The 25,867-nt window shown below is 59.9% G+C and carries 29 protein-coding genes; 15 read left to right on the forward strand and 14 right to left on the reverse strand.

Features of this window, described 5'->3' with window-relative positions; all coding sequences use genetic code 11:
- Window positions 1–1,677: 1,677 nt before the first annotated feature.
- From QMK32_RS18785 to QMK32_RS18800, 4 genes are all read left to right on the forward strand, one after another.
- The gene (locus QMK32_RS18785; RefSeq protein WP_283476698.1) at window positions 1,678–2,601 is read left to right on the forward strand and encodes a ParA family protein; all 924 of its coding nucleotides are present in this window, start codon (window positions 1,678–1,680) and stop codon (window positions 2,599–2,601) included.
- A 296-nt stretch (window positions 2,602–2,897) separates the two neighbouring features.
- Window positions 2,898–3,227 (forward strand): hypothetical protein, encoded by a 330-nt coding sequence (locus QMK32_RS18790; RefSeq protein WP_283476699.1) that lies wholly within the window; start codon window positions 2,898–2,900, stop codon window positions 3,225–3,227.
- 431 nt (window positions 3,228–3,658) lie between these two features.
- On the forward strand, window positions 3,659–4,306 hold the full coding sequence (locus QMK32_RS18795) for a helix-turn-helix transcriptional regulator (RefSeq protein ID WP_283476700.1): 648 nt from the start codon (window positions 3,659–3,661) through the stop codon (window positions 4,304–4,306).
- 186 nt (window positions 4,307–4,492) lie between these two features.
- Entirely contained in the window at window positions 4,493–5,368 is an 876-nt protein-coding gene (locus QMK32_RS18800) for a ScbA/BarX family gamma-butyrolactone biosynthesis protein (protein WP_283476701.1), read from the forward strand.
- 38 nt (window positions 5,369–5,406) lie between these two features.
- Here the strand turns inward: QMK32_RS18800 and QMK32_RS18805 are convergent, their stop codons facing one another.
- Window positions 5,407–6,051 carry a ScbR family autoregulator-binding transcription factor gene (locus QMK32_RS18805; RefSeq protein WP_283476702.1) on the reverse strand — a complete coding sequence of 215 codons (645 nt, stop codon included), beginning with the start codon at window positions 6,049–6,051 and terminating at the stop codon, window positions 5,407–5,409.
- Window positions 6,052–6,149: 98 nt separating this feature from the next.
- Here QMK32_RS18805 and QMK32_RS18810 point away from each other — a divergent pair, with 98 nt between their 5' ends.
- Together QMK32_RS18810 and QMK32_RS18815 are read left to right on the forward strand one after the other, a co-directional pair.
- Window positions 6,150–6,980, forward strand: a complete 831-nt coding sequence (locus tag QMK32_RS18810; RefSeq protein WP_283476757.1) for an NAD-dependent epimerase/dehydratase family protein — start codon at window positions 6,150–6,152, stop codon at window positions 6,978–6,980.
- 542 nt (window positions 6,981–7,522) lie between these two features.
- Window positions 7,523–8,338 carry an alpha/beta fold hydrolase gene (locus tag QMK32_RS18815; protein WP_283476703.1) on the forward strand — a complete coding sequence of 272 codons (816 nt, stop codon included), beginning with the start codon at window positions 7,523–7,525 and terminating at the stop codon, window positions 8,336–8,338.
- Window positions 8,339–8,458: 120 nt separating this feature from the next.
- Here the strand turns inward: QMK32_RS18815 and QMK32_RS18820 are convergent, their stop codons facing one another.
- Complete coding sequence (locus QMK32_RS18820) at window positions 8,459–9,241, reverse strand: helix-turn-helix domain-containing protein (RefSeq protein WP_283476704.1); 783 nt, start codon at window positions 9,239–9,241, stop codon at window positions 8,459–8,461.
- A gap of 322 nt (window positions 9,242–9,563) precedes the next feature.
- Here QMK32_RS18820 and QMK32_RS18825 point away from each other — a divergent pair, with 322 nt between their 5' ends.
- Window positions 9,564–10,682 (forward strand): GGDEF domain-containing protein, encoded by a 1,119-nt coding sequence (locus QMK32_RS18825; RefSeq protein ID WP_283476705.1) that lies wholly within the window; start codon window positions 9,564–9,566, stop codon window positions 10,680–10,682.
- Between the two features lie 39 nt (window positions 10,683–10,721).
- The gene (locus QMK32_RS18830) at window positions 10,722–11,264 is read left to right on the forward strand and encodes a hypothetical protein (RefSeq protein ID WP_283476706.1); all 543 of its coding nucleotides are present in this window, start codon (window positions 10,722–10,724) and stop codon (window positions 11,262–11,264) included.
- A 292-nt stretch (window positions 11,265–11,556) separates the two neighbouring features.
- On the opposite strand, the gene QMK32_RS18835 is transcribed toward QMK32_RS18830, so the two are convergent.
- Both QMK32_RS18835 and QMK32_RS18840 read right to left on the reverse strand, forming a co-directional pair.
- The gene (locus QMK32_RS18835) at window positions 11,557–11,790 is read right to left on the reverse strand and encodes a hypothetical protein (RefSeq protein WP_283476707.1); all 234 of its coding nucleotides are present in this window, start codon (window positions 11,788–11,790) and stop codon (window positions 11,557–11,559) included.
- Window positions 11,791–11,933: 143 nt separating this feature from the next.
- A complete protein-coding gene (locus QMK32_RS18840; protein ID WP_283476708.1) occupies window positions 11,934–12,347 on the reverse strand; it encodes an HAD family hydrolase in 414 nt (137 codons plus the stop codon).
- Between the two features lie 59 nt (window positions 12,348–12,406).
- Between QMK32_RS18840 and QMK32_RS18845 the strand changes: the two genes are divergently transcribed.
- On the forward strand, window positions 12,407–12,556 hold the full coding sequence (locus QMK32_RS18845) for a hypothetical protein (RefSeq protein WP_283476709.1): 150 nt from the start codon (window positions 12,407–12,409) through the stop codon (window positions 12,554–12,556).
- 232 nt (window positions 12,557–12,788) lie between these two features.
- Here QMK32_RS18845 and QMK32_RS18850 read toward each other — a convergent pair whose 3' ends face one another.
- Genes QMK32_RS18850 through QMK32_RS18860 form a run of 3 tightly spaced genes read right to left on the reverse strand, consistent with a single transcriptional unit; the run spans window position 12,789 to window position 13,384 of the window.
- On the reverse strand, window positions 12,789–12,968 hold the full coding sequence (locus QMK32_RS18850) for a YegP family protein (protein ID WP_283476710.1): 180 nt from the start codon (window positions 12,966–12,968) through the stop codon (window positions 12,789–12,791).
- Between the two features lie 49 nt (window positions 12,969–13,017).
- Window positions 13,018–13,089, reverse strand: coding sequence for an excalibur calcium-binding domain-containing protein (locus QMK32_RS25415; protein WP_283476758.1), 72 nt, complete (start codon window positions 13,087–13,089; stop codon window positions 13,018–13,020).
- 19 nt (window positions 13,090–13,108) lie between these two features.
- Window positions 13,109–13,384: a hypothetical protein gene (locus QMK32_RS18860; protein WP_283476762.1), complete on the reverse strand. Its 276-nt coding sequence runs from the start codon at window positions 13,382–13,384 to the stop codon at window positions 13,109–13,111.
- Window positions 13,385–13,875: 491 nt separating this feature from the next.
- On the opposite strand from QMK32_RS18860, the gene QMK32_RS18865 reads away from it, so the two are divergent.
- Window positions 13,876–14,295 carry a hypothetical protein gene (locus tag QMK32_RS18865; protein WP_283476711.1) on the forward strand — a complete coding sequence of 140 codons (420 nt, stop codon included), beginning with the start codon at window positions 13,876–13,878 and terminating at the stop codon, window positions 14,293–14,295.
- A gap of 232 nt (window positions 14,296–14,527) precedes the next feature.
- Here QMK32_RS18865 and QMK32_RS18870 read toward each other — a convergent pair whose 3' ends face one another.
- Together QMK32_RS18870 and QMK32_RS18875 are read right to left on the reverse strand one after the other, a co-directional pair.
- Window positions 14,528–14,914, reverse strand: coding sequence for a HicB family toxin-antitoxin system (locus QMK32_RS18870; RefSeq protein ID WP_283476713.1), 387 nt, complete (start codon window positions 14,912–14,914; stop codon window positions 14,528–14,530).
- Entirely contained in the window at window positions 14,911–15,111 is a 201-nt protein-coding gene (locus QMK32_RS18875; protein WP_283476714.1) for a type II toxin-antitoxin system HicA family toxin, read from the reverse strand. The genes QMK32_RS18870 and QMK32_RS18875 overlap by 4 nt, the downstream gene beginning before the upstream one ends.
- Before the next feature lie 187 nt (window positions 15,112–15,298).
- On the opposite strand from QMK32_RS18875, the gene QMK32_RS18880 reads away from it, so the two are divergent.
- A complete protein-coding gene (locus QMK32_RS18880) occupies window positions 15,299–15,670 on the forward strand; it encodes a histone-like nucleoid-structuring protein Lsr2 (protein WP_283476715.1) in 372 nt (123 codons plus the stop codon).
- 357 nt (window positions 15,671–16,027) lie between these two features.
- Window positions 16,028–17,758, forward strand: a complete 1,731-nt coding sequence (gene argS / locus QMK32_RS18885) for an arginine--tRNA ligase (protein ID WP_283476716.1) — start codon at window positions 16,028–16,030, stop codon at window positions 17,756–17,758.
- Between the two features lie 290 nt (window positions 17,759–18,048).
- Here argS and QMK32_RS18895 read toward each other — a convergent pair whose 3' ends face one another.
- Window positions 18,049–18,339 carry a type II toxin-antitoxin system Phd/YefM family antitoxin gene (locus QMK32_RS18895; RefSeq protein ID WP_283476717.1) on the reverse strand — a complete coding sequence of 97 codons (291 nt, stop codon included), beginning with the start codon at window positions 18,337–18,339 and terminating at the stop codon, window positions 18,049–18,051.
- A 302-nt stretch (window positions 18,340–18,641) separates the two neighbouring features.
- Here QMK32_RS18895 and QMK32_RS18900 point away from each other — a divergent pair, with 302 nt between their 5' ends.
- The 3 genes from QMK32_RS18900 (at window position 18,642) to QMK32_RS18910 (ending at window position 20,715) form a co-directional block, all read left to right on the forward strand.
- The gene (locus QMK32_RS18900; RefSeq protein WP_283476718.1) at window positions 18,642–18,893 is read left to right on the forward strand and encodes a type II toxin-antitoxin system Phd/YefM family antitoxin; all 252 of its coding nucleotides are present in this window, start codon (window positions 18,642–18,644) and stop codon (window positions 18,891–18,893) included.
- Window positions 18,890–19,150: a Txe/YoeB family addiction module toxin gene (locus tag QMK32_RS18905; RefSeq protein WP_283476719.1), complete on the forward strand. Its 261-nt coding sequence runs from the start codon at window positions 18,890–18,892 to the stop codon at window positions 19,148–19,150. Before QMK32_RS18900 ends, QMK32_RS18905 begins: the two co-directional genes overlap by 4 nt.
- A gap of 404 nt (window positions 19,151–19,554) precedes the next feature.
- Window positions 19,555–20,715, forward strand: a complete 1,161-nt coding sequence (locus tag QMK32_RS18910) for a site-specific integrase (RefSeq protein ID WP_283476720.1) — start codon at window positions 19,555–19,557, stop codon at window positions 20,713–20,715.
- Window positions 20,716–20,892: 177 nt separating this feature from the next.
- On the opposite strand, the gene QMK32_RS18915 is transcribed toward QMK32_RS18910, so the two are convergent.
- From QMK32_RS18915 to QMK32_RS18930, 4 genes are all read right to left on the reverse strand, one after another.
- The gene (locus QMK32_RS18915; protein ID WP_349307578.1) at window positions 20,893–23,082 is read right to left on the reverse strand and encodes an ATP-binding cassette domain-containing protein; all 2,190 of its coding nucleotides are present in this window, start codon (window positions 23,080–23,082) and stop codon (window positions 20,893–20,895) included.
- Between the two features lie 539 nt (window positions 23,083–23,621).
- Window positions 23,622–24,767 (reverse strand): glycosyltransferase, encoded by a 1,146-nt coding sequence (locus QMK32_RS18920; RefSeq protein WP_283476722.1) that lies wholly within the window; start codon window positions 24,765–24,767, stop codon window positions 23,622–23,624.
- Entirely contained in the window at window positions 24,764–25,108 is a 345-nt protein-coding gene (locus QMK32_RS18925; protein ID WP_283476723.1) for a hypothetical protein, read from the reverse strand. Before QMK32_RS18925 ends, QMK32_RS18920 begins: the two co-directional genes overlap by 4 nt.
- 24 nt (window positions 25,109–25,132) lie before the next feature.
- Window positions 25,133–25,855 carry a class I SAM-dependent methyltransferase gene (locus QMK32_RS18930; protein WP_283476724.1) on the reverse strand — a complete coding sequence of 241 codons (723 nt, stop codon included), beginning with the start codon at window positions 25,853–25,855 and terminating at the stop codon, window positions 25,133–25,135.
- Between the last annotated feature and the right edge of the window lie 12 nt (window positions 25,856–25,867).

The raw sequence follows: 25,867 nt of genomic DNA on the forward strand, positions 1-25,867 counted from the left end.
CCCCAGGGCATCCATTTCCAGACCGCAGCGTTGAGTTCGCGGCCCGTTCTCTGGCATCTTTCGCCAACTACCTTCATCCCAACCGCTCCCCCACCGCACTACCGTTTCGGGGTGCACGGCTTGCTGTACACCGTCGCGGTAAGACACCTCGCCGACACACGCCGCTAAACGCGCAATCTCTATGCACCGACAGCCACTGGCCGGATCGAACCCGGCTATGGCAGCGAGTGCGCACGCTCTTCAACTGGACGGGCCCGGCGACGTATAAGTCATGGTGCGGAGGCCGCGTCGCAAAACCTATATGAATGGGGTCTGACACACCTTGAAGAGACCAATCGGGGCGGCGTTCGGTTCTCTTGGGATCCGCAAAGCGGTGCGACCTCAGTCCGTGTCAAATTTTTGGGAGGCAGAGACGACGCGGCGGCGGCTCTCGATCACCCGGGGGACTGGTAAGTTTCGCCGACCTCAGCAACTTCGATATCAGCCGCTTTGATGTCGTCCTAGCGTCTCACATGCTCTAGTACCGAAGACGTTGTTCTGCAGTTAGCTCAACCCCCGCATCGAGGGCTGGCGAGGGCGGATCAGTCCTGCGACTCGCATAGGGCGCGTCGCAGCAACACCGATCAACTCGACCTCGGGCTTGCGGTCGCGAAGGGGGTTCCTCTCGGGATCGAACTGAATGCGTTCACACTTGATGAATTTGGTACTAACGCCAAGTCGAAACCGTGTCCCCCACGGCCTCCGGAAACAGACCTGTCGTAGCGGTTCGGCGGTGGTACGCTTGGCGCGTGACCACCTGTTGGTAGCGAACGGAAGATGCCAGAAACGCCTGCTCGTACCGTCTTATTGCGCAGCATATGGCGCACTATAGAGCGACGGATAATTTGAGCGCAGTGGCATTAGAAGTTTGTCCACATCAACGTAGACACATACGTTGTTCTGTACTAGACAACAGGATAGGAATTGTAGCTAGGCGAAAGATGACACTGCTGGCAAACATGATGTTGCACCTGAGGACGGGTTCTCCATTGTGCATAATGGGAGGGCACTCACGAACGTCATCGTTGCCCTTCCTGCGCAACGTGAAAATGCATGATGCAGTGGCATACATACATCCACTGCGTTCACACCTTGCCTCTACACAATCAGCCTGCTAAACATAACGCATGATAACGCGAGGTACGTGACCATCAGTTGCCTTCTGTAAGTGGGCCATCAATGTGCATCATTATCTGAAGGAGACGTCACAACGAATGTTGCCTTCGGTTGATGTCAATGTGTGAGCCAACATGTGCCACTCACGTGGGTGATGCTCACTAGCCCCAAAGTGGAAACACTTGACATAAATACTGCTGAACCGAAGCACCGCAGATATACCTCAATGCTTGGTTCAATAGTTACTGAAGTATGACCTGGTCGTCTTTGTAGCGCGTGTAGCGTGCCGATCCGTCCAGCGTCCATGGAGACCAAGAGGTAGACGGCTTGTTGCAGACGGAATGCAACAGGTAGATAGCGGTTCCTTGAACACTTTGATCTGTCCCGCGTGTCAACACCCCCTACAAAGGGTGCGTCGCGATAGTGTTGGCGCCAATTGGCGACATGTCAGACACGTTTGGCTGCAACTGGCGATGTACGCTAACGCTCAGCAACTGACTCAGTACAACTTAGGAGCGTTTCATGTTCGCTGAACTGCTTCGCGTAGTTTCCTTCGCGAATGGCAAAGGTGGCGTCGGCAAAACGTCGACCGCCACGGCTTGTGCGGGCCTGGCTGCGGCTTCAGGATGGAAGGTCCTGTTGATCGATTCCGATGTGCAGGGCAGCTGCGCGGACGATCTTGGATACAAGGACCAATCCGACGACGGACGCCACCTCATGGAGGTCCTGACAGAGGGGGCAGCTCTGCACCCGGTGCTCCGTGATGTTCGACCAAACTTGGACGTTGTCTGCGGGGGAGCGGCACTTAAGGAGGTAGACCTTAAGCTGGTCGTGAAGTACATGCAGAACTCAGCGTCGCCGGCGATCCTGGCAGAAGCTCTAGCCCCAATTGCGCCCGAGTACGACATAATCTTCATCGATACGCCGCCCTATGCGCCGACGACCTTGCAGTTGGACCTCGTGGCCAGTCGTTGGGTTGTCATCCCCACCAAAGCAGATAAGTCAAGCACAACTGGGCTTAGCAATCTCGCCCAGGAGCTCATCAAGGCCCGCGCACTCAATCCTTACCTTGAGGTCCTCGGATCGGTTCTGTTTGATATCGAAACCGGCGCCACAGTCATCCGCCGCGATGCCTCAGCCAAAATCGAACAGGCTCTTGGAGCAGCGGCCCCAACATTCACTTCAGTTATTCGTCACACCACAGCGACCTCCGTCAGTGTTCGCGAACGCGGAATGTTGCCACACGAGCTTGCTGAGACCATCGACTCCGCCGAGCCATTCTGGAAGGCGCTCAGCGAAGGTCGTAAGCCTAAACGCGTCCCCGGTACCGCTCCGGCGCTGGCTGAGGACTACCTGCTGCTGTGCCAGGAGATACTGACCCGAATCGACGAACGCGAACGCGAAGAGGAACTTGTATCTAATGGCAACGGGGGAGTGGAAAAGTAAAAATGTCTGATGATCAGAAGAAGACTGACGGCGCCATCGCAGGCTTGGAACGTCCGAAAGGAGTGGGCGGGCCGCCGCCCCGTCGACACGCACCCCAAGCGGGCACCGAGTCAACCCCATCAACGGCACCGTCGGCGGCCGCGACGACAGAACCACCCCCCGGCTCCGCCTCCCGCCAAAGCACGGTCCCCGCAGCTCGTTCGAAACGCACCAGCACACCACGCCGTCCGCGATCATATGAGCAGGTAAATGAGTCCTCAACGCACCCCAGCTCATTATCGCTACCTGTTGGGCTCGTGGAGAGGGCTCGCTCGTATGTGAGGGCACACCCGGAGAAGACCAACGCCGACGTGGTGATCGACGCGTTGATCGACAAGTCTGACGATCTCGCAGCACTAGTCGAACCGTTGAAGGTTAAGGAGTACACAGTTGGGCTGTTCCGCAGGAAAGCCCCACAGGAAGTCAAAAATCATTCTGCTCTGCCAGTACGGATGAGCCCGGAGAACTGGGCGGCGATCGACAAGTTGGTCGAACAAACAAAGGCAGACAACCGGTCTCAGTTGTGTGTTGCTGCGCTTGACGCGTTCCTCCCAAAGCTCTCTGGGAATGACAACTCCGACGACTAATGTCCTTCGACGTTTGTAACAGTGGCGGACAATCCTTCGGGGCACCGGAGTAGCACGGCCCACGACATAGACGTCGTCACGGGCAGTGGAGTGGCGCCGAGGTCGGACCGTTGACACCGATCAGTCAGTACCCGTTCGTTCTCTCGTGATCGGAAATACTCCACCTACTCGACATCTTCGCAGACAGGGCAACTTTCGGCACGCTTGGCATTCAGGCTGCATGTCCACGCGCAGCGTGCAGACCCCACTCCGCAATCTGTGCGTTCAAACTTCGAGTCGCGGCAACCGGAAGGCCCAGGGTGTGACTGGCGACCCTGCAGCGATCGGGTCGTCGTTATGCATCGTCTGACAAACCGACGATCTGGTTTCGGAGGGGCTGAGTCCTCAGCGGAGCAGATGATTCCTGCGCAATAGTCGCCATGACTCACTTCATGCCCGTCACCGTATTCACCTCCACCAGCGATCGTGAACTCGCCAATGCAATCGTCGCCGGAATCAGTGCAAAAACCCACTTCGGATCCCGAACCGACGACATGCGCCTTCTCGCTCACCACACCAGAGATCGTGGCAGAGCATTGGTTCTCCTGCCGCGCGCAGGCATCGACTGGAAAGACCTCGAGCTCTCCGCGCTCGAGGGAGCGATTCTGGTCGGCGGTCTCAGCTGCAGCCCATCGATGATCCGCGGACTTGCCGCGGGCGCCCATGTCGCGATCAACTCTGAACTACCGTTTCAATCCCTGCTCGATGAAGTGCACACCGCTTTGGGTGGCGATGTCACCCAACCTTCATCCGACACAGCATCCCTCGTGCAGCGCATCCGGATACGCGCCGAGGAGTCCGTACGTATCGCGAGCCTCACCGATCGGGAGTTCGAGATTCTGGGATCGCTCTACAGCGGCCGGAGTGTCGACGCTGTTGCTCGAACAGCCCATATCGCGCCCACGACGGTTCGCGCCCATATCCGAAGCATTTTGCACAAGCTCCAGGTGCATTCCCAGCTGGAGGCCTGCGCGTTGTTGCGGCGCTCAGGCCATGATGCTCGGCGGAGTGAGCTGGAACTTCGGATCGGCCGCTTCTAGTGCTGCGGTGATCGGGGCTCTGGCCACTGCGGTGGATACGCACGGAATCGGACTCCGCGTCCGACAAAACCGTCAATGTTGACGATTCGACGACGCGGCTTGGCGCCGAGGATTGGATCCGGCTCGCTCCCGAAGCCGCGATTGCATTATCGAAAGGTCCTACGCAGGATGGAATACACAAGAACTGTGCCGCGCCAGCTTGTCCACAGACAGGCCGTCGCCGAGGTCTTCTTGACTGACTACAGCGCTGGGCCGGGTCCCGCGTACGAAGTCGCCGTTCAACTCCCGTTGTCACACCGGATTTTCGATGCTTCGGGCGGCGAGCATGACCCGCTGGGTGTGGCAGAAGCGTTTCGCCAAACGGTTGTACTTCTGTGCCACACCAGCTTCGACGTGCCGCTGCATTACCGGTTTCTCATGGAAAGTTTCAGCGTGAAGGTGCTCGACACGCTTCGAACACAGTCGGGGGCAGCGCCGCTCACGTTCCGCTTAGCAGTCAACGACGTCACCCGCCGCGACGGAGCAGTCTCAGGCGTTGACGTGTCGGGAATCCTCACGGACGGCGCACGGGACATCGCCCGATGCAGCGCCGTCGCGCGAGGGGTGAGCCCGGAAGGATATCGCCGCATCCGGCAAGGCCGCGACGACCAATACCCGAACCAGCGCACTGTTCCACCCGGAACGGCGGTCGTAACCGCGGAGCGGGTCGGACGTTCTTCCGATCGGGACACTCTCATCAGCGCTGATGATGCTCATCGGACCCTGTTCTGCACTCCCGATCCGCACAACTTCGCCCTCTTCGACCACCCCGTCGATCACATCCCTGGCATGGTCCTCTTCGAAGCTGCCCGGCAGGCACTGCGGTACTGCAGTGGGGAACCAGCAGCACAGGTCGCCGAACTCTCCGCGGTCTTCCCCCGGTTCACCGAATGGCGGACGCCGTGCGAAGTATCGACAACCCCCCTGGCTGCGCCGGGGCGCGCCAACGTGTACTGCATTCGGTTCACCCAAGATCAGGCACTGACCGCGGAACTCGAACTCACCGCGGTGCTGAGGCCGTGAACCTACGTCGACGCATCCGTAATCGCATCTTTACCGTGTCACACGGCCAAGGGCTCTCGTTTACGGGGTGGCAGCGCAGCCAGTCGCATGACGTGAGCCAATTTGCTCTTGTGAATGATCGTCGGCAACACCAGGTTCCACATCTGGTTCAACCGCTCGTACAGATCGGTTCTGCCGGTCAGCATCTCCGAGAGAATCTGCACTCCGGTGAACGAGCCGACGATGAACCGGGCCAACGCATCGATGTCGGTGCTCTTGACGATGTCGCCATCCTCGGCAGCACGCAAGGCAACCTGTCTGATGGCCTCGATCCAGTCCAAGTACGGTTTGTCTATTGGACCCTGGATACTCCCGATTTCCATCGTCAAGCGCATCCCGCCTCGCGCGATGGGCTCGGTCACGAGCTGCCTGGCCATCTCTTGGGACACCAGCACCAACGTTTCGACCGCGGTATCGGACTGGGAGGCCACGAGCCGGGTACCTTCCATCGCCATCGCGTGCTGCGCTTCGATGACCGCGTGGGCGAGCTCTTCTTTCGACCCGAAGTGGAAATACATCGCGCCCTTGGTCACAGCCGCGTGCTGCAGGATGGTGGCCAGGCTGGCGGAGTAGCCGAATTTTTCGAAGCTCTTGGCAGCCCCCAAGATGACGGCCTGGCGCGTAAGAACAGCGCGCTCCTGCATGTTCTACCTAACTCTCTTCGCTGGGGGTATGTAGTTCAACGATACGTCGAGAGCCACCCAACCAGCGTCCTCAACCCGGCGACACCGTGACGACGCTAGTGCTAGGGGCCAATGGCTTCATCGGGTCTGCGGTGATGAAACGGATGGCTTCCCAGTTAGACAGTGCTGCGATTGGACTCGTTCGCACGGACAGTGCAGCCAGAGAACTCAACGATAAGGGAATGAACACTGCGATAGGCGACATCAACGACATCGCTTCCCTACAAGACGCTATGAGTGAGGCCTCTACCGTCATAAGCTGCATCTCCTACGTGGGCGACGACGAACAGCGATGCTTCCAAGTCAACCAGCAAGGCATGCGCAACGTTGCGTCGATCGCGTCAAAGGTCGGCGTCCAACGACTGCTTTATGTCAGCACCGCAGCTGTGTACGGACCCGGGCCGTTTCGAGATCTACCGGTCGATAGTGCACCCATCCGCCCGCAATCGGTGGCTAGTCGGACGCGGGCCGTCGCAGAGCAGTGCGTCCGTGACAGCGGCGGTCTGGTCATTCGACCGCATCTCGTCTACGGGGTCGGCGACAGATGGTTTCTGCCAACACTGACAGAAATTGTGACTCGACTGGGGGCAGTCATCGATGGCGGAAAGGCGCTGCAGTCAGTAGTCGACGTATCTTTATTCGCCCGCTCTATATGCCGCCTTTCGATGGAGCAGCAGTTTCGGTACGGCACTATTCTTCACGTCAACGAACCTGCCCCGATGAAAGTCATCGACATTCTCCGGCGCCATTCGCAGGAGACAAGCTGGAATCTACCTCGCAATTCCATCACCCGCGTCGACGCGCTGAAGCGTGCTACCGATCTAGGTCTTACCGTGCGCCACATCGACATGATCAGCATGGATCACTGGTTTCGGTCCTGTTTGTACTGAGCAACTACGGGGATTGGCTCTCGAGCCGACGCAGCACAACGAGGGCGGCGGACCGTGCGGTCGGGCGGCTCGAGCAGGTTGTGTGTGGCGCAGGCACCGCCTGAGATCTTGGCCAGGTAGCGCAGATGGGTGCGCTCGCCCGCGTTGAGCTGCAGGGCGTCGGCGAGAGCGGTAAGCACCGGTGATCAAGGGTTGCAGTCTCGCCCCTGCTCGATCCTGGTCGGGTACTCGACCCTGATGTTGGCCCGATGCGTGAGCTCTGAGCGCCGAAGCCCGGGGGCGTGACGTCGATCGGGTGCGGTCGTGCCGACGTCTTCCGGCGAGGTGCTGTCGCGCTTGGCCGCAAGAAGTCGCCCATTGGAGTGCCCATGACTCGAGCCGGAGGACGTTCGGCGGGCGGTCGCCAACCGGGCGCGAGTTCTGGCAGCCGATCGTTCCTGAGCGCATTAGGTTGGTCGCTGAAACGGTCCGAGGCTGTCATCGCGAAAGGGTCGATGGAGAGTCATCGAGGTGGGTCACGAGATGACCCTTAGGATCGGGGCGTGCCGAACGTGAGAACGCCCAACGCCGATATTCATTACACCGACGGTGGGGGAGAAGGGCCAGTTCTACTGCTCGGTCACGGCTTCTTGATGGATTCGTCGATGTTCGCTCCGCAGGTCGATGCCCTCGTAGACAGGGCGAGGGTGGTGACGTGGGATTCACGCAGGCATGGACGAACGTCTGATCGCGGCGATGCGTTCACGTATTGGGATTTAGCGCGTGATGCGCTGGCTGTTCTCGACGATCTCGGAGTCGAGAAGGCAATCGTCGGTGGGATGTCGCAAGGCGGGTATATCGCCTTGCGTACGGCGCTGCTCGCCCCGGATCGGGTCCACGCTCTGGTGTTACTCGACACCGAAGCATCTGCGTGCACCGATGAGGGGAAGGCCGGGTACAGGGCGCTGTTCGATCAGTGGTGCAGTGACGCCCCCATCGCACCGCTTGCCGAAGCTCTGGCACCGCAATTGATCGGCGGCGATTCGCGAGAGTCGTGGGTTCCGTGGATCGAGAAGTGGCAGAACAGCGATCGGTCGGCGCTTCGGCCAGCTACAGAATGCTTGATCGAACGCGACGATGTCGTCGATCAGTTGGGCAGCATTGAGGTGCCGGCGTTGATCATCCGTGGTCAGCACGACGCCACCGCGACCGCGGCCAAAGCACGCCAATTGTACGAGCATCTACCACTCGCTCATCCGGTTCTCACCATCGCAGGTGCAGGTCATGCAGCTAACTGGACTCATCCCCAGCCGGTGAACGAGGCGATCGGCGCTTTCGTGACCAGTATCGAAAAAGAGTGGGTCCAAGACGCGTCGTAGGGATGTGACACCGGGCGACACCGAGCGGCGGCCACCGTGCAGTGCACACGCGATGCGGGATCGTGCGCCTCGCTGGTCGCCGTTGTACTCAGGAGATGTGACATCTAGCGGCTCTGCCGGTCATTCGGTACTTGGAATCCGTACGCCCAGGTACATCTGCATCGGGTAGTCGCCTTGCATTTCAGTGTGGATCTGCACATGTATGCGGTATTCCTCGTCGCTGTTCGGGTCGCGGAGATGCATATACGGTTGATGTCGGCCGAACCGAACATCTTCCTTCTCCCACAGTTGCCGAAATGCGGGGAACTGGCTCAGCTCATCCAGAGTTTCGATTCCCCATTCCGGGTTGTAATAACGGCCCATCAGTGCCCGAAACCAGTTCACGGTCAAGGTGGCCTCTGCTTCCCACTGGACCATTACCTGTTTTGACTTCGGAGTGGAGAAGAACCACCGCAAGACGTTTCCGTCGTCCACGAGGCCGGGGAATGCACGATCGTAGGCCGCATTGCATTCGATGACGTTCCACTGCTCGTCGAGATACGCGACCAGGTGTGGGTCGAGAGCAGCGATCACTGTACGCATCTCGGGTGTGACGAGCGCGCGGTACTCGTCGACTGTCCACGCGGTAGTTGAGGTTTCACGTTCTGTTTGCGTGCGTCGAGCAAGGTTGTACAAGTGCCGTCGCTGGATGCGATCGAGGCCGAGTTCGGTGGCCGCGGCGTCGAGAAATTCGACCGAAGGACTCGTAGATTCGTTCCGTTCGATTTGCGTGATATGGCTCACGCTCCAAAAGATATTAGCCGCGAATTCGTTCCGGGTCAGTCCATCTGGATGAGGCGGCGTCGATCGTGTGCGCAATGCGCGAACATAATCACCCAGGTTGGGGGGCCGGACGGAGTTCATGCGTGACCTTTCGTCTGGCTCTATTAACGGAGCAGCACCTTAGACGCTGACAGATAACCAAAAGTCAATACTCGCAGGTGACACTCTTTGGTGGTGCCGGCAACCCTCGCGTCGGTCACCCGAATCTGTTGTCCTATTTTACAAAAGACTCGCACCTGCAGTGCGGCCACGGAGTGAAACAGCGGACAGCGAGTCATCGACGAGGGAGGGGTATCTGTGACCGCCACTGTTCCCCACGCCCCGCGCCCCCCACAGCTCAGCTTCACGCGAGTCGCATGAAGATCGCCTCTGTCGACTACGTTCGACGGGACCTACGTCTGTCATGAGCCCGAGCATGCGCCTGCTGCACCGATGGTGGTCCCACCCCGCGGACTATGCGTGGACTGCCGCCTACCAGCGTTCCAATCCGCTCCTACGACACGCACCTCTCGCTCTGGCGACCTGGTGCTTGCTGCAAGCCTTGCTGTGCGTGCTCGCGACCCACCCAACTGCCGCCGCTCCGGATGGAGTCGGGCAATACCTGTCGGTGGGCCTTGCAGTCGCAGGCTTCCTCGTCGGGGTGTTGTGGGTTCGAGGTCCGTGGCCGACCGAGAACCTCTCACGACTGTTCGTCGTGTACCTCGAAATCGGCGGTGCACTATCTCTCCTCACGCACGCAGACCCTTTCGTTGCGCTGCCATTCGCGACAGCACTCGCGGTGAACGGAAGCTACATCGCGGCGTTCCACGGTCCAAAAATGATCGTCGGTCATCAAGCGTGGGCGGCCGCGATCGTCGGTGTCTTGTTCGTCCATGCCGTCAACGAACCCGGCGCCAATGTAGTCCTCGCCTGCGCGTACTTGGTGTTGCTGACCTTGGTGTTGTTCTCCGCGCCTATGCTCACTCACATATTTTTGCTCCTGCTGCGCAGGGATGCTGCTACCGCTTTCTTCGACCCACTGACAGGGCTGCGCAACCGTCGCGGACTGGAAGCGGCAATCACCGAGCAGGACCGTCGATCGGGGACGGTCACGGTGTTGGTAGTGGATCTCGATGACTTCAAGTCGGTCAACGACAGGTACGGTCATGCGCACGGTGATCTCGTGCTTCGTCACACCGCAACGGCGATCGACGAGTGTTTCGTATCGCCGGCCATCACCGCCCGCACAGGGGGAGAAGAGTTCGCCGTCGTCACTCTTGCGGATTCGGAAGCAGCGATGGCGCAGGCTCGCGCGTTGAGACTTCGGTTCGCGGCTCAGTCGGGGGTGGGTGCGACGTTGAGCATTGGGGTGGCTCAGGCAGATGCTGCGGGCCTTGCAGAGACGTTGGTACATCTTGTCGGCCGCGCCGATCACGCAATGTATGCAGCCAAAGACGCTGGCGGCAATCGCATCTACATCGACGGAGCAGGGTCATTCATTGCCGATCGTCGCCGATCAGGTCGACATTGGCGACCACAGTGAGGTCCCACGAACGAAACAGTAGAACCAGCGCGGACTGGTATGAACGTGAGTGTGGACAGCACCAAGGCACCGTCACGCGCACCCACAATGCCTCGAACTACGCCCCGAGGCAAGCATTCTCGAAATCGTCCCGGCGACGACCGGTTGGTCATGATCGACATCGACGGAGTCCTCGCCGATCTGACCCCATTCGAAGCAGAACTGAGGCGAGACGATATCGCCGTCATACAGCGCTGGCGCGAGTTCTTCGCTCACATCCCAGATGCCACAGTCCTGGGCAGTGGGCATGATCTGGCGTGGGGGATCGTGGGTCTCGGATACACACTTGTCTACTCCAGCACCCGGCCGGCCTACACCCACGCCGCGACCAGGTTGGGGCTCGCTGAGCAGGACTTCCCTCCCGGGCGGGCCCTACTGATGCGGCCCGTATCCGAACAGCCGGGCCAGCCGCAGCCTGCAGCGGCCATCAAACGCAGCCATGCCCGGGCAGTGACCAACAAAACAGGCTCTTCGAACTTGAGCGGGCAACCCTGGCGTGAGCTCGTTCGGCGCGTCTACCAGCTGAAAGCCCGTGGCCCCTGAAGTCTGGATGTTGCGACAGACCAGGCGACAGGAAGACCAAGGGTATGGATCAGAGTACGACAGTGCTGTTCTTCGCTGCCCGGAGTCCGCGTGGACCGCGTATCCAATGACGACGTCGGAGTGCGGCTGGTCGAGTTCTACACCGACGACGAACGGGCCGCGGCGCGCCCGGGGTGCGGTGTGGTGTCGACATCAGTGAAGGGTTATGCGGTCACCAGGCCAAGGGGTATCTCGTACGGCGAAAGATCAATTGCGTTGCAGTGGAACGAACCCGATGGCGATGCCGGGAAGGCTACTGCCTACGCGGATCGTTCACCGAGAGCATCGACGAGCTACCGCGCGTGCGAGACTGACCGGCCGACTCGGCCGAGCGATGGGATGGGCGATCGGCGACGCCGCACGATCGGTCTCCGAAGTCGCCGGCAGTCATGGTGTGTCCTGGCCGACCGCGCATCGCCGATTCGTCGCCTTGGCAGAGCAGATGTTGGCCGAGCCGGGCCCGCCACGCCCGCGTCGTCGCCAGCATCCAACGGCACCTCGACAACCTCAAACCCGACACACGGGTTGACCTAGGCCCGAGGGCCGGTTAACCGCATGTGGTTTCAGGAACGTCGACAACTCGGCTCGTCGGATACGGTTTCATATGACCCGCACAGCGCGGGCCTACATTCAGACTTCATGCTGAGCTACCCGGTTAAAGTCGAAGAGCCCCTTCAGTCGGCGGACCATCATCAGACGAGTCGCCGAGGTGACAACTGCCCATCGATCAGCTGGTACCGAAGCCACAAATCTAGCAGCACCGGACATCGCCTCGACCGGTTGCGCATTCCTGTTCTCTTGCAGACGTATCCACTGAACTTCCGACTCGATGTCGGCCCCAGGTCCGAGGACTCGCTCGATGATGTCTGACGCAACACGTCCCGGTAGCGCATTCGCAACCACAGCGCGGTCGATACCGTGACGGTCAGCGAACTCGAACCATACTGACTCGATCGAGGATTGTGGGTCGACGAGGGTGCCGTCCATATCGAACAGCAGCGCACCAGCGGTCATGGTTTCTCGGACTGCATCGGACACAGTCATACTCTTACCCACGGCCGCATGCTCAGACTCGTAGCGGCGAAACGAACAAGTTCGAGATCATGAGAAGTCGATTGCCGGATCCGCTGATCCCCAGGATCGGTGTCGAGCACCACCGTGTTCGCACCCAACTCGCTCAAGAAGTCGACGTCGGACTGTATCTGCTCGATGCTTCCGTGACCGAGTGGGCGATTCGGCGACGTAACCGTTGAATCGGTCGGCAGGAAATATATGCGCGGAACGAATTCTTTTCCGTCGTCGAGTAACTGCGACCCATCGATACACAGTTGCCGTGACGGGTGCAACGGATGCCACACCGTCCCGAATCGGTTCGTGCGGGCGACTGCAGCCGGTCCATTGCCGCCGATCCACAACGGCGGGTGAGGATTCTGCACTGGTAGCGGCCCCGGTGGACTACGACGACCTGCATGCTTACGTGTGGGGTCAGGTCAGGTCCACTACTGACGCGGTCGGCGCGTTCTTCTTCACGGCCTCGATGCCGTTCTGAGCCGCGGCCTTGGAATTGTAGGCTTCACCGGCGGCGATGATTTCACCGTTGCCGGCCTTGAGCCGGAAGCGATACTTGCCGGCTGCATCGGTGTAAATCTCGAATTTGCCTGCCATGATGTTCTCCTTCGAGTGCGGTCGTTCGGTTTCTATTCTCGCAGACTTTCTATTTCTCGCAGGCGACGCCATCGCGATCGCGGTCGAGATCGGTGCTGTATCCAGGGTCGCCCCTATAGATAGGAGCTGCTCCGGCTGCCTTAACCGCCGAACAGTTCGCGTACGAGACCCTCGGTGCCGGGGCAGGAGCAGGTACCGGGGCCGGAGCGGGGGCAGGTGCCGGGGCCGGTGCAGGTGCCGGAGCTGGGGCGGGCTCGATGTAAGTGGATTCCGAAGTGACCGTTGGTGGCAACGGCATTGCCGAGGGGCTGGTAGAGGCGGTCGGCGTTGTGGGGCGCACTGTTGTGGTGGTAGCGGTGACCGAGGTGGTGGAGGGCATGGTAGTTGGGGTGTCGGCCGTATCGTCGGAAGAGCATCCGGCGGTGAGTGCTAGGACAGTCAGAATTGCTGCGGTAAAGCCGGTAATAAAGCGGGATGTGTTCATTGCTTCCAGAAAGCCTCTCCGAATAGAGACCAGAAGGTCTTGTGCGGAGGCTAGCTCACTGTTCATGGAACGTGCAGCTGAACTATCGCTTGTCATTCACTCAAATGACAAGTCAAAGGGCGAAGCACCCGCTCACCTTTCTCTGCCGTATCCCGTGTTCGCAGGGTCCGTGCTTTCAGCGGACATTACTTCAGATACCGGTAGAGGGTGGATCGATACACCCCCAACACGTAGCTTGCGCGCGCCGATGAACAAATGTCTGTCAGGATGCCTTGACGGTGCGGTAACTGAATCGTTGACTCATCCGGTATTGCCCGCATAGCTACTTCATCCAGGCCTGCAATCCCGCCGTACGTGTCACGGTGTCGGCGCATGAAACGACCGATGCCTTCAGGGTCGGTGTCTGCAGGTAGCGTCACGTTCGTGTCTGCGAGACCACCAGCCGCACTCCGCGGATATCGCTACGAATGGCAGCTGTTCGCCGATTGGTGCGCCGCGAGCGATATCGAACCACTACCGACCTCGGCGATCAACAACCGCCACCGCGGCGCTGGTCTTCCTGAGCCCGGGCGCGTCACCGCGATCAGGCTCGCACTCGACTGTGCCCGCAGCACCCGAGTTCGCCGACTCTCTGCCCAGTTCGGGGGCCCTGGCTACCGCGTTGCCGGAGATCGGGTCGACGGAGGCATTGTTCGGGCGCCGCGACGCAGCCCTGTTGCTGCTAGCGGGTGCAGGTATGTCGTACACCGCGATCGCCGGCCTCGACCGGGCCGACATCGCAGTTCGGGACGCGAGCCTGTGGATCGGCGGGCGCCATCAACTCCTGATCCCATCAACCCCTGAGGTGGATCCCGGCGAGCTGTGGAGACGCTGGCGCACGGTGTTGGCGTTCTCCGACCGCTATCCCTCGACCACGCTGCTCTTCCAGCACCTGCTGGGAGATACGTTTCCGGACATGACCGCAGTCCCGAATCGTGCAGGTCCGGTGAGGCTCCCCCCGGATGGTGGACACCGAGATAGCGGTCGCTGGTCATGGGAGCAGTATCGCGCCTTCCGCGCCTGCACGGTCGGGCGGTCAGCTGTTGACGAGTTGACTGGCTCGCTGAAACGTCACTCCGAGAAGCGCTCCGATGTCGCGGACGGGCACCTGGGCGGTGGCGAGTTTCTTCGCGAAGGCCTCGGTGCTGGCTTTGACGAGGGCTTCGTCCTCGGCCAGACGTGCTCGCTGTGTCGCAATCTCGGCGATGCGGACCGCGAGATCTTCTCCTCCGGGTTCGAGTTCGATGTGCTGCTCGATCTCGACGTCGGCGAGAGCGACACCTGCTTCGAGGGTGATCAGTTCTTTGGCTGCGGTGGGAATGTCGTCGATGCGACGGGCCTGGGTGAGGGCGTCGAGTTCGGGGACGGCGATCATCCACCACTTGCCGTCTCGGGTGACCGATACCGTGTAGGTCTTGCTCACTGCTGAGCCTCCTTCATGGCTGCGAGGATCTTGCGGTAGACGCCGGGTGAGATCGTCCGGTGCCCCTCTGGCACAGTCACTTTAACCGTCCAGTTGGCCGAGACCCACGTGCTGTGTGACCCGACCGTGCGGACCGAGGTGAATCCGGCGGCTTTAAGAGCCTTGACCACTTTCCGCGTGGGCTGCTCGGTAACCATAACTTTAGTCTAGTCACCTAGACGGTTTCTAGTCAAGTGGACTAGACAATTAAGGCGGGCGTTACGGCGGCCGGTTGATCGAAACCCTCGTGGACTTTCCACCAGAGGTTGCAGGGTGAGCACATCCGGCCTGGTTACGCTGAGATCGACAACAACGTTCTGGACCCAAGAAAGGCCGCATCGAACCGTGGCGAAAAAAGTATTCACCCAATTGGTCGACGATATCGACGGCACAGTCATCGACGACGAATCGGGCGAGACGATCGAATTCTCTGTCAACGGCGTCGACTACCTCGTTGACCTGAAAGCTAAGAACGCCAGTGAGTTTCACCGTAAGATCGGCTACTACATCGAGCACGGCACCCATGTCGGCGGACGTAAGCGTAAAACCTCGTCCACCCCGACAGTATCGCCGACTTCCCGCACGGGTACCGGGGCCACGCGTGATCCGGCTCAGACCAGAGCGATCAGGCAATGGGCGGCGGACAATGGTTACGAGATCAGTGATCGGGGCCGCATTCCCGCTGCGATCGAAGAGGCGTTCAACGCTGCGCACTGACCATGTGCGTCCGTTTCAGAAGTCGACTGCCTGGACATCAGCAGAGGCTGCGGATGTGGCGGCCGCGGTAATGATTGTTTCCGCGAGCTGGCCCTGTCACCTCAGGATCACCGCGTGAACTCGATGGTGTATCCGGACAGACCATCGATTGCCACGCGGTACTCGACACCCTCGAGCGTTGTCATGCTCCAGCCGTCCATAACGCTCCGCGACTCGCCGACAGGCAACCCGATTGCAGGCGGCCGGGGTTGTCGATCGCTGCAAGAAATTCCGCTCCGAGGCGAAATCCCATGCCCGGCAGACTCGTGATGACATCGGCTAACCGGTGGCGACGGAATCGTGAGTTAGTCTGAACACGTGTTATCCCCGCTCAGCCAACTTGACCGTCTCGTGTCCGATGCTATCCAAGCCACTTTTGGTCAGGCACCCGGTCAGGTGGATGCCGCGCTCCGGCCCAGCAGGTTCGCGGACGCGCAGGCTAATGCGGCCCTCGCGCTAGCAAAGTCCCTCGGACAGTCGCCCCGCGAGACCGGATCACAACTGCTGGCCGGGCTGACTGAGTCCAACATTCAGCGCATTGCCGAGGTCGAGCTTAGCGGGCCAGGCTTCCTCAACTTCACTTTTCACACGGAATGGTTAGCTGAGCAATTCAGCATGCTTGAGTCCGACCCAAGGCTCGGTGTGCCAACGCAGAATGCCAAAGTCATCCCTATCGACTACTCAGCGCCAAACGTGGCGAAGGAGATGCATGTCGGTCACCTTCGAACGACTGTCGTCGGCGACAGCCTGGCCAGGATCCTTGAAGTTTTGGGACACCATGTAATCAGGCAGAACCACATCGGCGATTGGGGCACTCCGTTCGGGATGCTGATCGAGCACCTCATCGATGTTGGAACCGGGTCGGCAGAGGCACGCCTCCTCGAATCCGACCCGAACACTTTCTACCAATCAGCGCGCTCGAAATTCGATTCCGACTCATCGTTTGCACAGCGATCGCGCTTTCGAGTGGTGAGGCTCCAGGCGCATGAACCGGAGTCGCTTGAAATCTGGCAGACTTTGGTCGAGCGCTCTAAGCAGTATTTCAACGAGATCTACGCGCGCCTAAACATCTCGCTGAAAGACGCAGACCTGGCGGGTGAATCCACTTATAATGATGATCTCGCTGCGGTCTGCGAGGAACTCGAGGCATCCGGCATCGCTCGCGTCAGCAACGGCGCTTTGTGTGTCTTCCTGAACGGGTACAGCGGCCGGGATGGAGAGCCGTCCCCGCTAATCATCAGGAAGTCCGACGGTGGCTACGGTTATGCCACGACTGACCTCGCAACCGTGCGGAAGCGTGTTGACCAGCTCGCTGCTGACCGTCTTCTCTATGTGGTGGGCGCGACGCAGGAGCTTCATCTCCGGATGGTGTGGGAGACTGCGCGGCTCGCTGGGTGGTTGCCCGAGAGGGTCCAGGCAGAACATATCCAGATCGGAAGCGTTCTCGGGCCCGACCACAAGATTCTGCGGACTCGCTCGGGTGAATCGGTTCGACTCCGGGCTCTTCTGGACGAAGCAACAGCACGCGTGGCGGACGGTATGAAAGACCGGCCGGAGCTCGCTGTGCAGGAGCGCGAAGAGATCTCCGAGAAGGTCGGAATCGGCGCGGTCAAGTACGCGGACCTATCGGTCGCGCACGACACAGATTATGTTTTTGATGTCAAGCGCATGACCGCAACAACCGGTAACACCGGCCCTTACTTACAGTATGCAGCTACGCGCATCCAATCCATCTTGCGAAGTACCGGAGACGAATCAGGGCAGCGATACACTTTCGCAATCACGAACGATTCGGAGCGCGCCCTGGTCTTGAGCCTTCTCGGTTTCGGGTCAGTGGTGGCCGAGGCTGGTACCGACGCAAAACCACATCTCCTTTGTGCACATCTGTTCATTTTGGCTCAGGAGTTCTCTCGTTTTTACGAGACTTCCCCCATTCTTAGCGCCGAGGGCGCAGTCAGATGGTCGCGTGTACGGCTTGCCGAGGTAACGCTCGCTGTCATCACTCGTGGCTTGGATCTTCTCGGAATCGAATTGCCTACGAGAATGTAGGATCCCTCGCCTCGCGAACCGCAAAGCGTCGGCGCGGTGCGAGATCGCGGTGACTTCCACCGTGCGGTTTTTATCGTTGATCAGATACAGCACCCGGTACGTGCCCCGGCGGGCACTGTAGGCCAGCGCCAGCGGGGGATCGAGCGGTTTGCCCACCCGACGCGGACTGTCCAGAAGCGGGCCTGTGACGAACTCGTACACCGCTGTCGCGACCTTTTCGGGCAACGTCGTCGACAATGCCCGCGCGGCCGAGCGCGCCATGATCAACCGGTACCGTTCGGCAGGCTCGCTCACTCGTCAGAGGGCCGCGCGTTACGCATCAGCCGTTCCAAGCCTGCTGCATCTACGACGTCCCCACCATTGATCTCAGACTGTCCGGCGAAATGCGCAGTCAGCAGATCTGTATCCGACAACACTGCGATCGTCTCCCGCAACGCGTCGTAGTCGTCAGCGCCCAGCAGAACAGCAGCGCGGTGCCCGTTGCGGGTGATCTCGAACCGCTCGTGCGTGTGCTCGGCCTCGTCGACCAAACGCGACAGCTGCGCTCGCGCGTCGGCAACAGGAAGAGTCGTCATGTACACAATTCTAGCGCAACAAACGAGTTCGAGTACATTTCCAGTCAGAAAGTCAAAAAGTCGGTCGCTGCCGTGCCTCCGAGCACTTGTGCGCAACGCGCTGACTTCGGTGCAACCGTCAGGACGCAGCATTGAATCTCACCTTCGACTGCGGCCGAGAACTTTCGAGCCCATGGTTCCAGGTGCGCATCGAGCGGCCGCTACTCGGTCGAGCAGTGCCCGCTCACGGTCTGTTGAATGCGCCGGCCCTTGCCCATGCGATCTAGGTACGTACAATTTGTTGTACTTAGATGTGGGAGGGTGAAATTGTGAAGACCATGACGTACTCGGAGTCGCGGGCGAGGTATGCCGAAACCTTGAATGCCGTCACCGACGACCGCGAGGAAGTGGTGATTACCCGGGCCGGCCACGAGCCTGTGGTGATGGTGGCGCTCGACGACTACGAGTCGTTGAAGGAGATGGCCTACCTGCTCAGGAGCCCCGAGAACGCCCGTCGATTGCTGGCTTCGATCGATCGGCTCGAACACGGTGCGGGGAGTGCTCGTGAGTTGCTCGAATGAAGCTGGTGTGGGATGGAAGCGCGTGGGAGGACTACCTCTGGTGGCAAACCCAGGATCGTAAGGTCCTCAAGCGAATCAACGCGTTGATCAAGGATATCGACCGTAACGGCAACGAGGGGATCGGTAAGCCCGAACCCCTCAAACACGGTTTTCGCGGCTACTGGTCACGTCGGATCACCGACGAACACCGACTCGTGTACAAACTCGACGAGAACGAAATCAGACTCGCGGCCTGCCGTTACCACTACGGAAGCTGACATCGCAGCCAGACGACGGACTGCGATCGTGCACGCAGCGGGCGATCCGCACCCGGCATCGATAGCGTTACGAGCAGCAGCGAAGATAATTCGCGACCGCCTGCACACATCCAGTCGCCATGGCCGTCCCGAACAGCGCGTCGCTGCCTTGCAATAGTCCGCAGCATTCACTGAAACACTCTGCGCTGCAATAACTTCACGACGACCCCGACAGATTGTCCTATGCTATCTCGTCCCAGAATCGTAATCGTTTGCAGTACAGGTTAATTCAATGCCCTCAGTTCACACTTTCGGCACTGGCTTCAGCTATGTAAATTGTATTTTCCGCACCATCTAAGACGAAACGCCAGTTCAGCACAGTTTTGCTTCGCAAGAGTGTCGGTGACCTGCGTTACGCTGCCGGTATGGACTTCCCACCAGCCCGAATACCTGCGGTAAGCAATCCAGGGCGCGTGTCGGTGGCGGTGGAGCCCGAAATTCCACCAGCAGTCGCCGCTAGGATTGCCGGCGCGGTGCAATCCTCCCGCTCCGAGGGAACACGCAAGACCTACGCGGCCGCGTGGAGACGGTTCACCAGTTGGTGCGAGACGAATGGTCACGTGACGCTGCCGGCGCACCCGATCACGGTCGCCGCCTATCTCGTCGACGCCGCCGACACCCGCACCGAAACGGGGGAGCGGGCCTACGCCGTCGCCACCTTCGGGACGTGGATTGCGGCGATCAACCACCAGCATCGCACCACCGGCCACCTGTCTCCGTCCGCGCACGAACTGGTCACCGCGACCTTGTCGGGGATTCGGCGGGAGTATGCCGCCGCGGGGGACCGGCCCCGCACCCCGCGCGACCCGCTACTAGTTGACGACATCAAATTGCTCGTCTCGACCGCGCGCGAACGACGCCGAGGCTGGGCCGACGAGGTGCTCGAACGCCGCGATTCGGCCATCCTGCTACTCGGGTTCGCCGGCGCTTTCCGACGCAGCGAACTCTCTGAACTCGTCTGTGGCGACGTCACCGTACACAGACACGACGGATTGCACATCCGGCTTCGCAAGTCGAAGACCGACCAGGAGGGCAGGGGAGCGGTGAAAGCCCTGCCGTACACCGAGTCTCACGAGACCTGTCCGCCGTGCGCCTACGTCCGCTGGGTGCAGGTCGTCGCCGCCTACGACGCCGGTCGCCGGCCCTCGGTGATCCGGCTACTACGTAAACAGGAAGCGTTCGACGCCCACGTGTGCCGTGGGGGAGTACCGCGCACCGCCGCCCGCGCACCGTTGCTGAGGGCGATCGCGAAGAACGGCAACCTTGGTAGCGCGGCACTGTCCGGAGCGGCGATCCACCAGACCATCCGTCGCCGCGCTGTCCACGCGGGATTCGATCCCGCCGCCCTGACCAAACTGGGCGGGCACTCTCTCCGGGCCGGGTTCGTAACGCAGGGAACCCGCAACGGCGCTGATGGATCCGCCATCGCCCGCCAAACCGGACACGCCAGTCTCGACTCCGTCGAGGTGTACCGCCGCCAACGTGCGCCCCTGGTAGGGAATGCGGTCACCGACATCGGCTTGTAGCGTCACCCGGAGACACTTCCGGGGTTGTCGAATATGCTCGCGCTGGAAACACAAAAGCGCTGGTACGCCGTCGAGACCGAGTATTAACCAGACGAAAGCTTCGGACGCGTACTTGCAAAAGTAGTCGCGTCCAAGCCAAAGACTAGCGCTTCGCCAAGTCGATTAGTGGGTGATACCTCAGGAGATCGCCAACGCGAGGTGGTGCCCGGTCAACGACTCTTCGCACCGAATCAGATCGTTTGGCGATCCGCTGAAAACGACGGTGCCGCCGTCGGCTCCCGCTCCAGGACCAAGATCGATAACCCAGTCCGAGGCGGCGACGACGTCTAGGTCGTGCTCGATTACGATTACCGAGCTTCCTGTTTCGACTAGTTTGTCCAGAAGGCCGATCAACCTAGCCACGTCCTGGCGGTGCAATCCGGCGGTGGGTTCGTCGATGACGTACACGGCTGCTGGCTGCGAGAGTTCAACGGCGAGTTTGAGTCGTTGCCGCTCACCGCCCGAGAGCGTCGAAAGTGGCTGTCCTAAAGATATGTAGCCCAAACCAGCACCGGCCAACCGACTCAGGATTGGCGAGATGGTCCGGTCATCGGCGAAAAAGCTCTGGGCGTCGTCGATGGACATATCCAGCACTTGCGAGATGTTCCTGTCGCGCAGCGTATGTTCCAGAACTCCCGAACGAAACCGGGTGCCGCGGCATTGCTCGCAAACCGTTTCGATGGTATCGCCGCGACCAAGCTCGATCTGAAGCACACCTACACCGTTACAGTTCTCGCACCCGCCCGTCGAGTTCGGGGAGAACGAACTCGCGGATTCTCCGGTGGCGCCGGCGAACAGCCTCCGGATGGGGTCCATGATACCGACCCAACTCGCGGGAAAACTGCGTCGGCTACTCCGTGGCAGGTCTTGGTCGACAACAACAGCGTCTGGAACGTCACGGAGCAGAGCTGAACGAGCGAGCGATCTCTTACCCGCGCCCGCAACCCCGGTGATCGCCGTCATTACCCCGCACGGGATCTGCACTGAGATGTTACGTAGGTTGTTGTCAGAGGCGTTATTGACCTTGATCCAATCCGTTGCGGCTCGCGGCTCGCGCAGACTGGAAGTCATTTCCAATGCCTCCGCCGTCGGTCCATTACTCTTGCGAAGACCTGCTGGCGAACCGTGGTAGACGATTTCACCACCTCGTGAGCCTGCTTGTGGACCCATGTCGACGACTTTGTCGGCCACCTCCAGTACCCGATAGTCGTGCTCGACAACCAGAACGGTGTTGCCTTGGTCGCGCAATTTGACGAGGTGATCGAGTACTCGTTCGACATCATGCGGATGCAGTCCGACGGATGGCTCGTCGAAAATGTAGGTCAGGTCGGTCAACGCGGACCCCAAGTGTCGGATCATTTTGATGCGCTGGGACTCGCCGCCGGTCAAACTCGCTGTCCGGCGGGAAAGCGTAAGGTAGCCTAGCCCGAGTTCTACCATCGCATCCAAGCTAGACACCAATCGATGGAGGGACCCAGAGGCAGGCTCCTTCCATGATTTCAGTTCCACGGCGAGGTCTTTGACTTCGAGTTCGCACAACTCGGCTATGGAGCGCCTATTGAGCCGCACCGAGCGTGGTGCCTCGGTGAGTCGAGAGCCTCCGCACGCTTCGCAGGTACCCTGAACGGAGATGCGGGCGACTGCTTCTCGTACATGCTTCTGCAACGAGGCGGGCTCTTTGGACAAATACAGGCGGCGGAACTTCGGAAGCAGACCTTCATACTTGGTTTTCATGTTTCTGTTGACAACAGTGGCCTCTTCCAGGTCGAGAAGCAGGTGCATCTCTTCCTCGGTATAGCTTCGTATCTTTTTATCTGGGTCGAAGAATCTCGAATCGACCACGATTGACCAGAAGTTCGACCCCACCGCGAAGGTTGGGAATTGAATGGCACCTTCGTTGAGTGACTTGCTGTGGTCGAGTAGCAGCTTGGAGTCGACACGTGCGTTGAAGCCTGTGCCTCGACAGGTCGAACACATTCCGGCCGGGTCGTTGAAGGAAAAGTAGGACGGGGAACCAAGCGCCGGGGTACCACGCTGCGCGTATAGCGTGCGTAGCTTGCCGTAGGTGTCGGTTGCGGTGCCGACTGTCGAGCGAGGATCCGACCCAAGTCGACGCTGATCGACCATTACGACCGCGGCCAAGCCAGTAAGTACATCGACATCAGGACGTGTCGTCGCGGGCAATAATCCCTGGAGAAATGCAGGCTGAGTCTCATTGAAGAAACGCTGCGATTCAGCGGCAATAGTGCCGATTACCAAGGAGCTTTTACCGGATCCCGACACGCCGGTGAAAACTGTTAGGGACTTTTTGTCGATGTCAATGGCCACGTTCTTGAGATTATGGGTTCTGGCACCCTTCACGACGATCTGGTCGGTGTGGTGGCAGCGCTTGCTTCGAGGCATTAGGGCTCCTGGCTATCAGAGCGGCAAGCGATCTCGTCCACTGGAACTACGGTGAGCGCATCCAACGGGTACGATCGGACCAATTGCTGCACGTGATGGAGACGGTTGGCCCAAGAGTCGACATAGTTACGTATCTCGACCATCGAGCGCGGTTTGGGGTGTCGGGACACTGGACCTCCCAGGTGGGCGTGGCATGGCGGGTCGCCGGTGAAACTGTTTCCTTTCTGTGCCCTATTCAACGTGTCTGTGAGGCTGACTCCTTCCCCAGAGACGAAGGTTTGTTGATTGTGAAGTGCTTCCACGACTTCGGCGTAGCGGCCGGCACAGAAGACCTGGTGAGTCGAAAGGTTGCTGACAGCCCCCATCCCACGAAGCTCTCGGTACACGGGGTATGGATCAGCGATCGACGAGTCGCTGTTCGGATCGATGTCGGTGACGGACACAGTCAACATTGCTCTCCATTCCTAAGCGGGTGTTGGATTTAGGAGAAGGTCTTCGATCGAGGAGACGACCCCTGCGGCGGTAGGAGCACGCAGCGCGTCGCGTGCCAACTCTTCGGCCTGCAGCACATAGCGCGGCTCGGCAAGCATCTCCGCGGCTGCGTCGGCTACAGCAGTTGGAGTGCCTTCGTCTCGATAAAGGCTGCGGGCCGAACCCTGCTGTGTGAGGCGACGCAAGGTTGGGATGAAGGCCTCGAACGGATTCAGCAGAAGCTGTGGAGTGGCAGAGTTAATGGCGTTGATCGCGGTAAGCCCGCCGGCAGGGTGAATGATAAGGTCACAGCCCGGCAGAATGAACTCCAGCGGGATCCAACCGGCCCGTACATTGGGAAACCGGTCCCGAATGAGCTGCGCCTTGTCTTCACCGATCGCGACGACGACTTCACGACCGAGCGTAGTCAGCTCCTTGAGCAGGTCGAGCATCCGACCCATTACACGCGGGTCGGCGTATCGGAAGCTCCCCATAGTGAGGCAGATACGCCCATCTTCAGGGGCTTCCAGCATCCACTTCTCAATTACGCACGGACTGTTGTGTGGAGTCCAGCGCATCAGTGTCGACTTGTCGGATCCGAGACTGGGTGGGCAAATATCGAGCTGTAGTGTCGGCTCCGGAAGTGAATTCGACCCTATTAAAGCGAGTTGGGTGGCCATCTCCTCGCAGACGTACTTCTCGTAACCGTGGATATCGAAGACATCCCAGGACTGACGAACGAAGGGAACATCGAGGTACTTGGCCGCGACCTCGGCACCGTGACCGAGACTGCCGGCGATAATGACGTCTGCGCCCCATACACGTGCCACTTCGACTAAGTCTTCGAACACGTAGCTGCCTTGACGACCGAACCAATGGCCTAGAAACGGCATCTCCTGTTCGGGTTGGTGCGGGTACTCAATTGCGGGTCGCCCGGGCGCGGCGACCTTAATGTCGTCGGTGGTGTGGCCTGCGGCCACCACCACCGACGGCAGCCCGACGCCGAGGACTGCCGACGACATCTCCTCGAAAGAGGCAACCAGAACTTCATGCCCTGCCGTCCGCAGCGCGGAGGCCAGTGGTGCAATAGCGAACGCGCTCGCTGGACTGGTACCGGCGGCGTAGAAAAGCGCTCTCACGAGGCCACCGCCTCAGCGGTATCTCGCTCCGCGAAGTACGCCTCATTCAGCCCAACCACTTCGAACGCGATCTCCGCGAGACCGCCGGTGATCAGCTGGGTGGATCGTAGGGAACGAACCAGATCCAGATAGTTCTCCATTTCATCAAACGCCATCACGAAGAAGCTTTCCGGTTCGATGCTGTAACGAACTGCCCTGACCGGGGTAACATCTCCGCCAGCTTTGACGAAGTCGCCGATCGCAGGGAAGACATGTTCTTGTTCGAAGGAGACGCGATCTGCGATAGACATTGCATACCAGGGCGTCAGGTAGTTGACGACCATTACGGCGGTGAACTTCATAGCTTCCTCGTTTCCTCGGTGTAATCAAGATGTCGGTGCGGGGCCGCGCGTCGCGTGCATATGCCAGATCGAAGAGACCACGCACCCGGTGGCATCGATGCTCACGCCGGACAGATTCTTCGTCGGTGCATCGAGTTCGAACGTGCGCGGGTCGACCATCTGGCTCACCGCTTCGGCGGGTAACGAACTCGAATACTGAGCCGACGAAATTGTGTTGATAATCCAATCCGCAGAGAAGGCTGTTCGCAATTCAGTGGCTGATACCCGGCGCGGTCCAGGAAAGTCAGGGGTCATCTCTTCGGAAAAAGTGAACAGTTGCAGCTCGGCACCAACGACGCTGATCGACCGAACCAGCGAACTATACTCGGGCACCGACTCTTTCGGGAGGGTGTGAAAGAAAGCGCTGTCGAGGATCGAATCGAATGTTGTCCCAGCTTCTGCGAGGCCGAAAGCGTCGGCAACTTGAAAGTCAACTTCGAGACCCAGCCGCTTGGCCTTATCACGCGCACAATCGATCGCTACATGGGAGACGTCGATTCCTGTGACCTGCAACCCGGTCGACGCAAGATAGAGAGCGTTGTCGCCGAGCCCGCAGCCGAGATCCACGACGTGCCCTCTAAAGCCCCCACCGTCGCACAGAGCACGAACTGCCGGTTGTGGGCCGCCGATGTTCCATGGCATGAGTGGGCCCATCTTTTCGCCATCGCCGTAGAGCTTATCGAATGGAATGTCTCCTGTGGAAGTCATTCTGTGTGTCAC

The sequence above is a fragment of the Rhodococcus sp. H29-C3 genome (assembly GCF_030063405.1).
In the GTDB taxonomy this organism is placed as follows: Bacteria; Actinomycetota; Actinomycetes; order Mycobacteriales; family Mycobacteriaceae; genus Rhodococcoides.

Bases quoted from the DNA above. Each gene is read 5' to 3' on its own strand.
- QMK32_RS18905 (WP_283476719.1), top strand. From the start codon at position 18,890: ATGAAGCTGGTGTGGGATGGAAGCGCGTGGGAGGACTACCTCTGGTGG.
- QMK32_RS18835 (WP_283476707.1), bottom strand. From the start codon at position 11,790: ATGCTGGCGACGACGCGGGCGTGGCGGGCCCGGCTCGGCCAACATCTG.
- QMK32_RS18805 (WP_283476702.1), bottom strand. From the start codon at position 6,051: ATGCAGGAGCGCGCTGTTCTTACGCGCCAGGCCGTCATCTTGGGGGCT.
- QMK32_RS18925 (WP_283476723.1), bottom strand. From the start codon at position 25,108: ATGAAGTTCACCGCCGTAATGGTCGTCAACTACCTGACGCCCTGGTAT.
- QMK32_RS18820 (WP_283476704.1), bottom strand. From the start codon at position 9,241: ATGAACTCCGTCCGGCCCCCCAACCTGGGTGATTATGTTCGCGCATTG.
- QMK32_RS18910 (WP_283476720.1), top strand. From the start codon at position 19,555: ATGGACTTCCCACCAGCCCGAATACCTGCGGTAAGCAATCCAGGGCGC.
- QMK32_RS18825 (WP_283476705.1), top strand. From the start codon at position 9,564: ATGAGCCCGAGCATGCGCCTGCTGCACCGATGGTGGTCCCACCCCGCG.
- QMK32_RS18845 (WP_283476709.1), top strand. From the start codon at position 12,407: ATGAGAAGTCGATTGCCGGATCCGCTGATCCCCAGGATCGGTGTCGAG.
- QMK32_RS18930 (WP_283476724.1), bottom strand. From the start codon at position 25,855: ATGACTTCCACAGGAGACATTCCATTCGATAAGCTCTACGGCGATGGC.
- QMK32_RS18830 (WP_283476706.1), top strand. From the start codon at position 10,722: ATGAACGTGAGTGTGGACAGCACCAAGGCACCGTCACGCGCACCCACA.
- QMK32_RS18785 (WP_283476698.1), top strand. From the start codon at position 1,678: ATGTTCGCTGAACTGCTTCGCGTAGTTTCCTTCGCGAATGGCAAAGGT.
- QMK32_RS18875 (WP_283476714.1), bottom strand. From the start codon at position 15,111: ATGGTTACCGAGCAGCCCACGCGGAAAGTGGTCAAGGCTCTTAAAGCC.
- QMK32_RS18850 (WP_283476710.1), bottom strand. From the start codon at position 12,968: ATGGCAGGCAAATTCGAGATTTACACCGATGCAGCCGGCAAGTATCGC.
- QMK32_RS18840 (WP_283476708.1), bottom strand. From the start codon at position 12,347: ATGACTGTGTCCGATGCAGTCCGAGAAACCATGACCGCTGGTGCGCTG.
- QMK32_RS18860 (WP_283476762.1), bottom strand. From the start codon at position 13,384: ATGCTCTTCCGACGATACGGCCGACACCCCAACTACCATGCCCTCCAC.
- QMK32_RS18795 (WP_283476700.1), top strand. From the start codon at position 3,659: ATGCCCGTCACCGTATTCACCTCCACCAGCGATCGTGAACTCGCCAAT.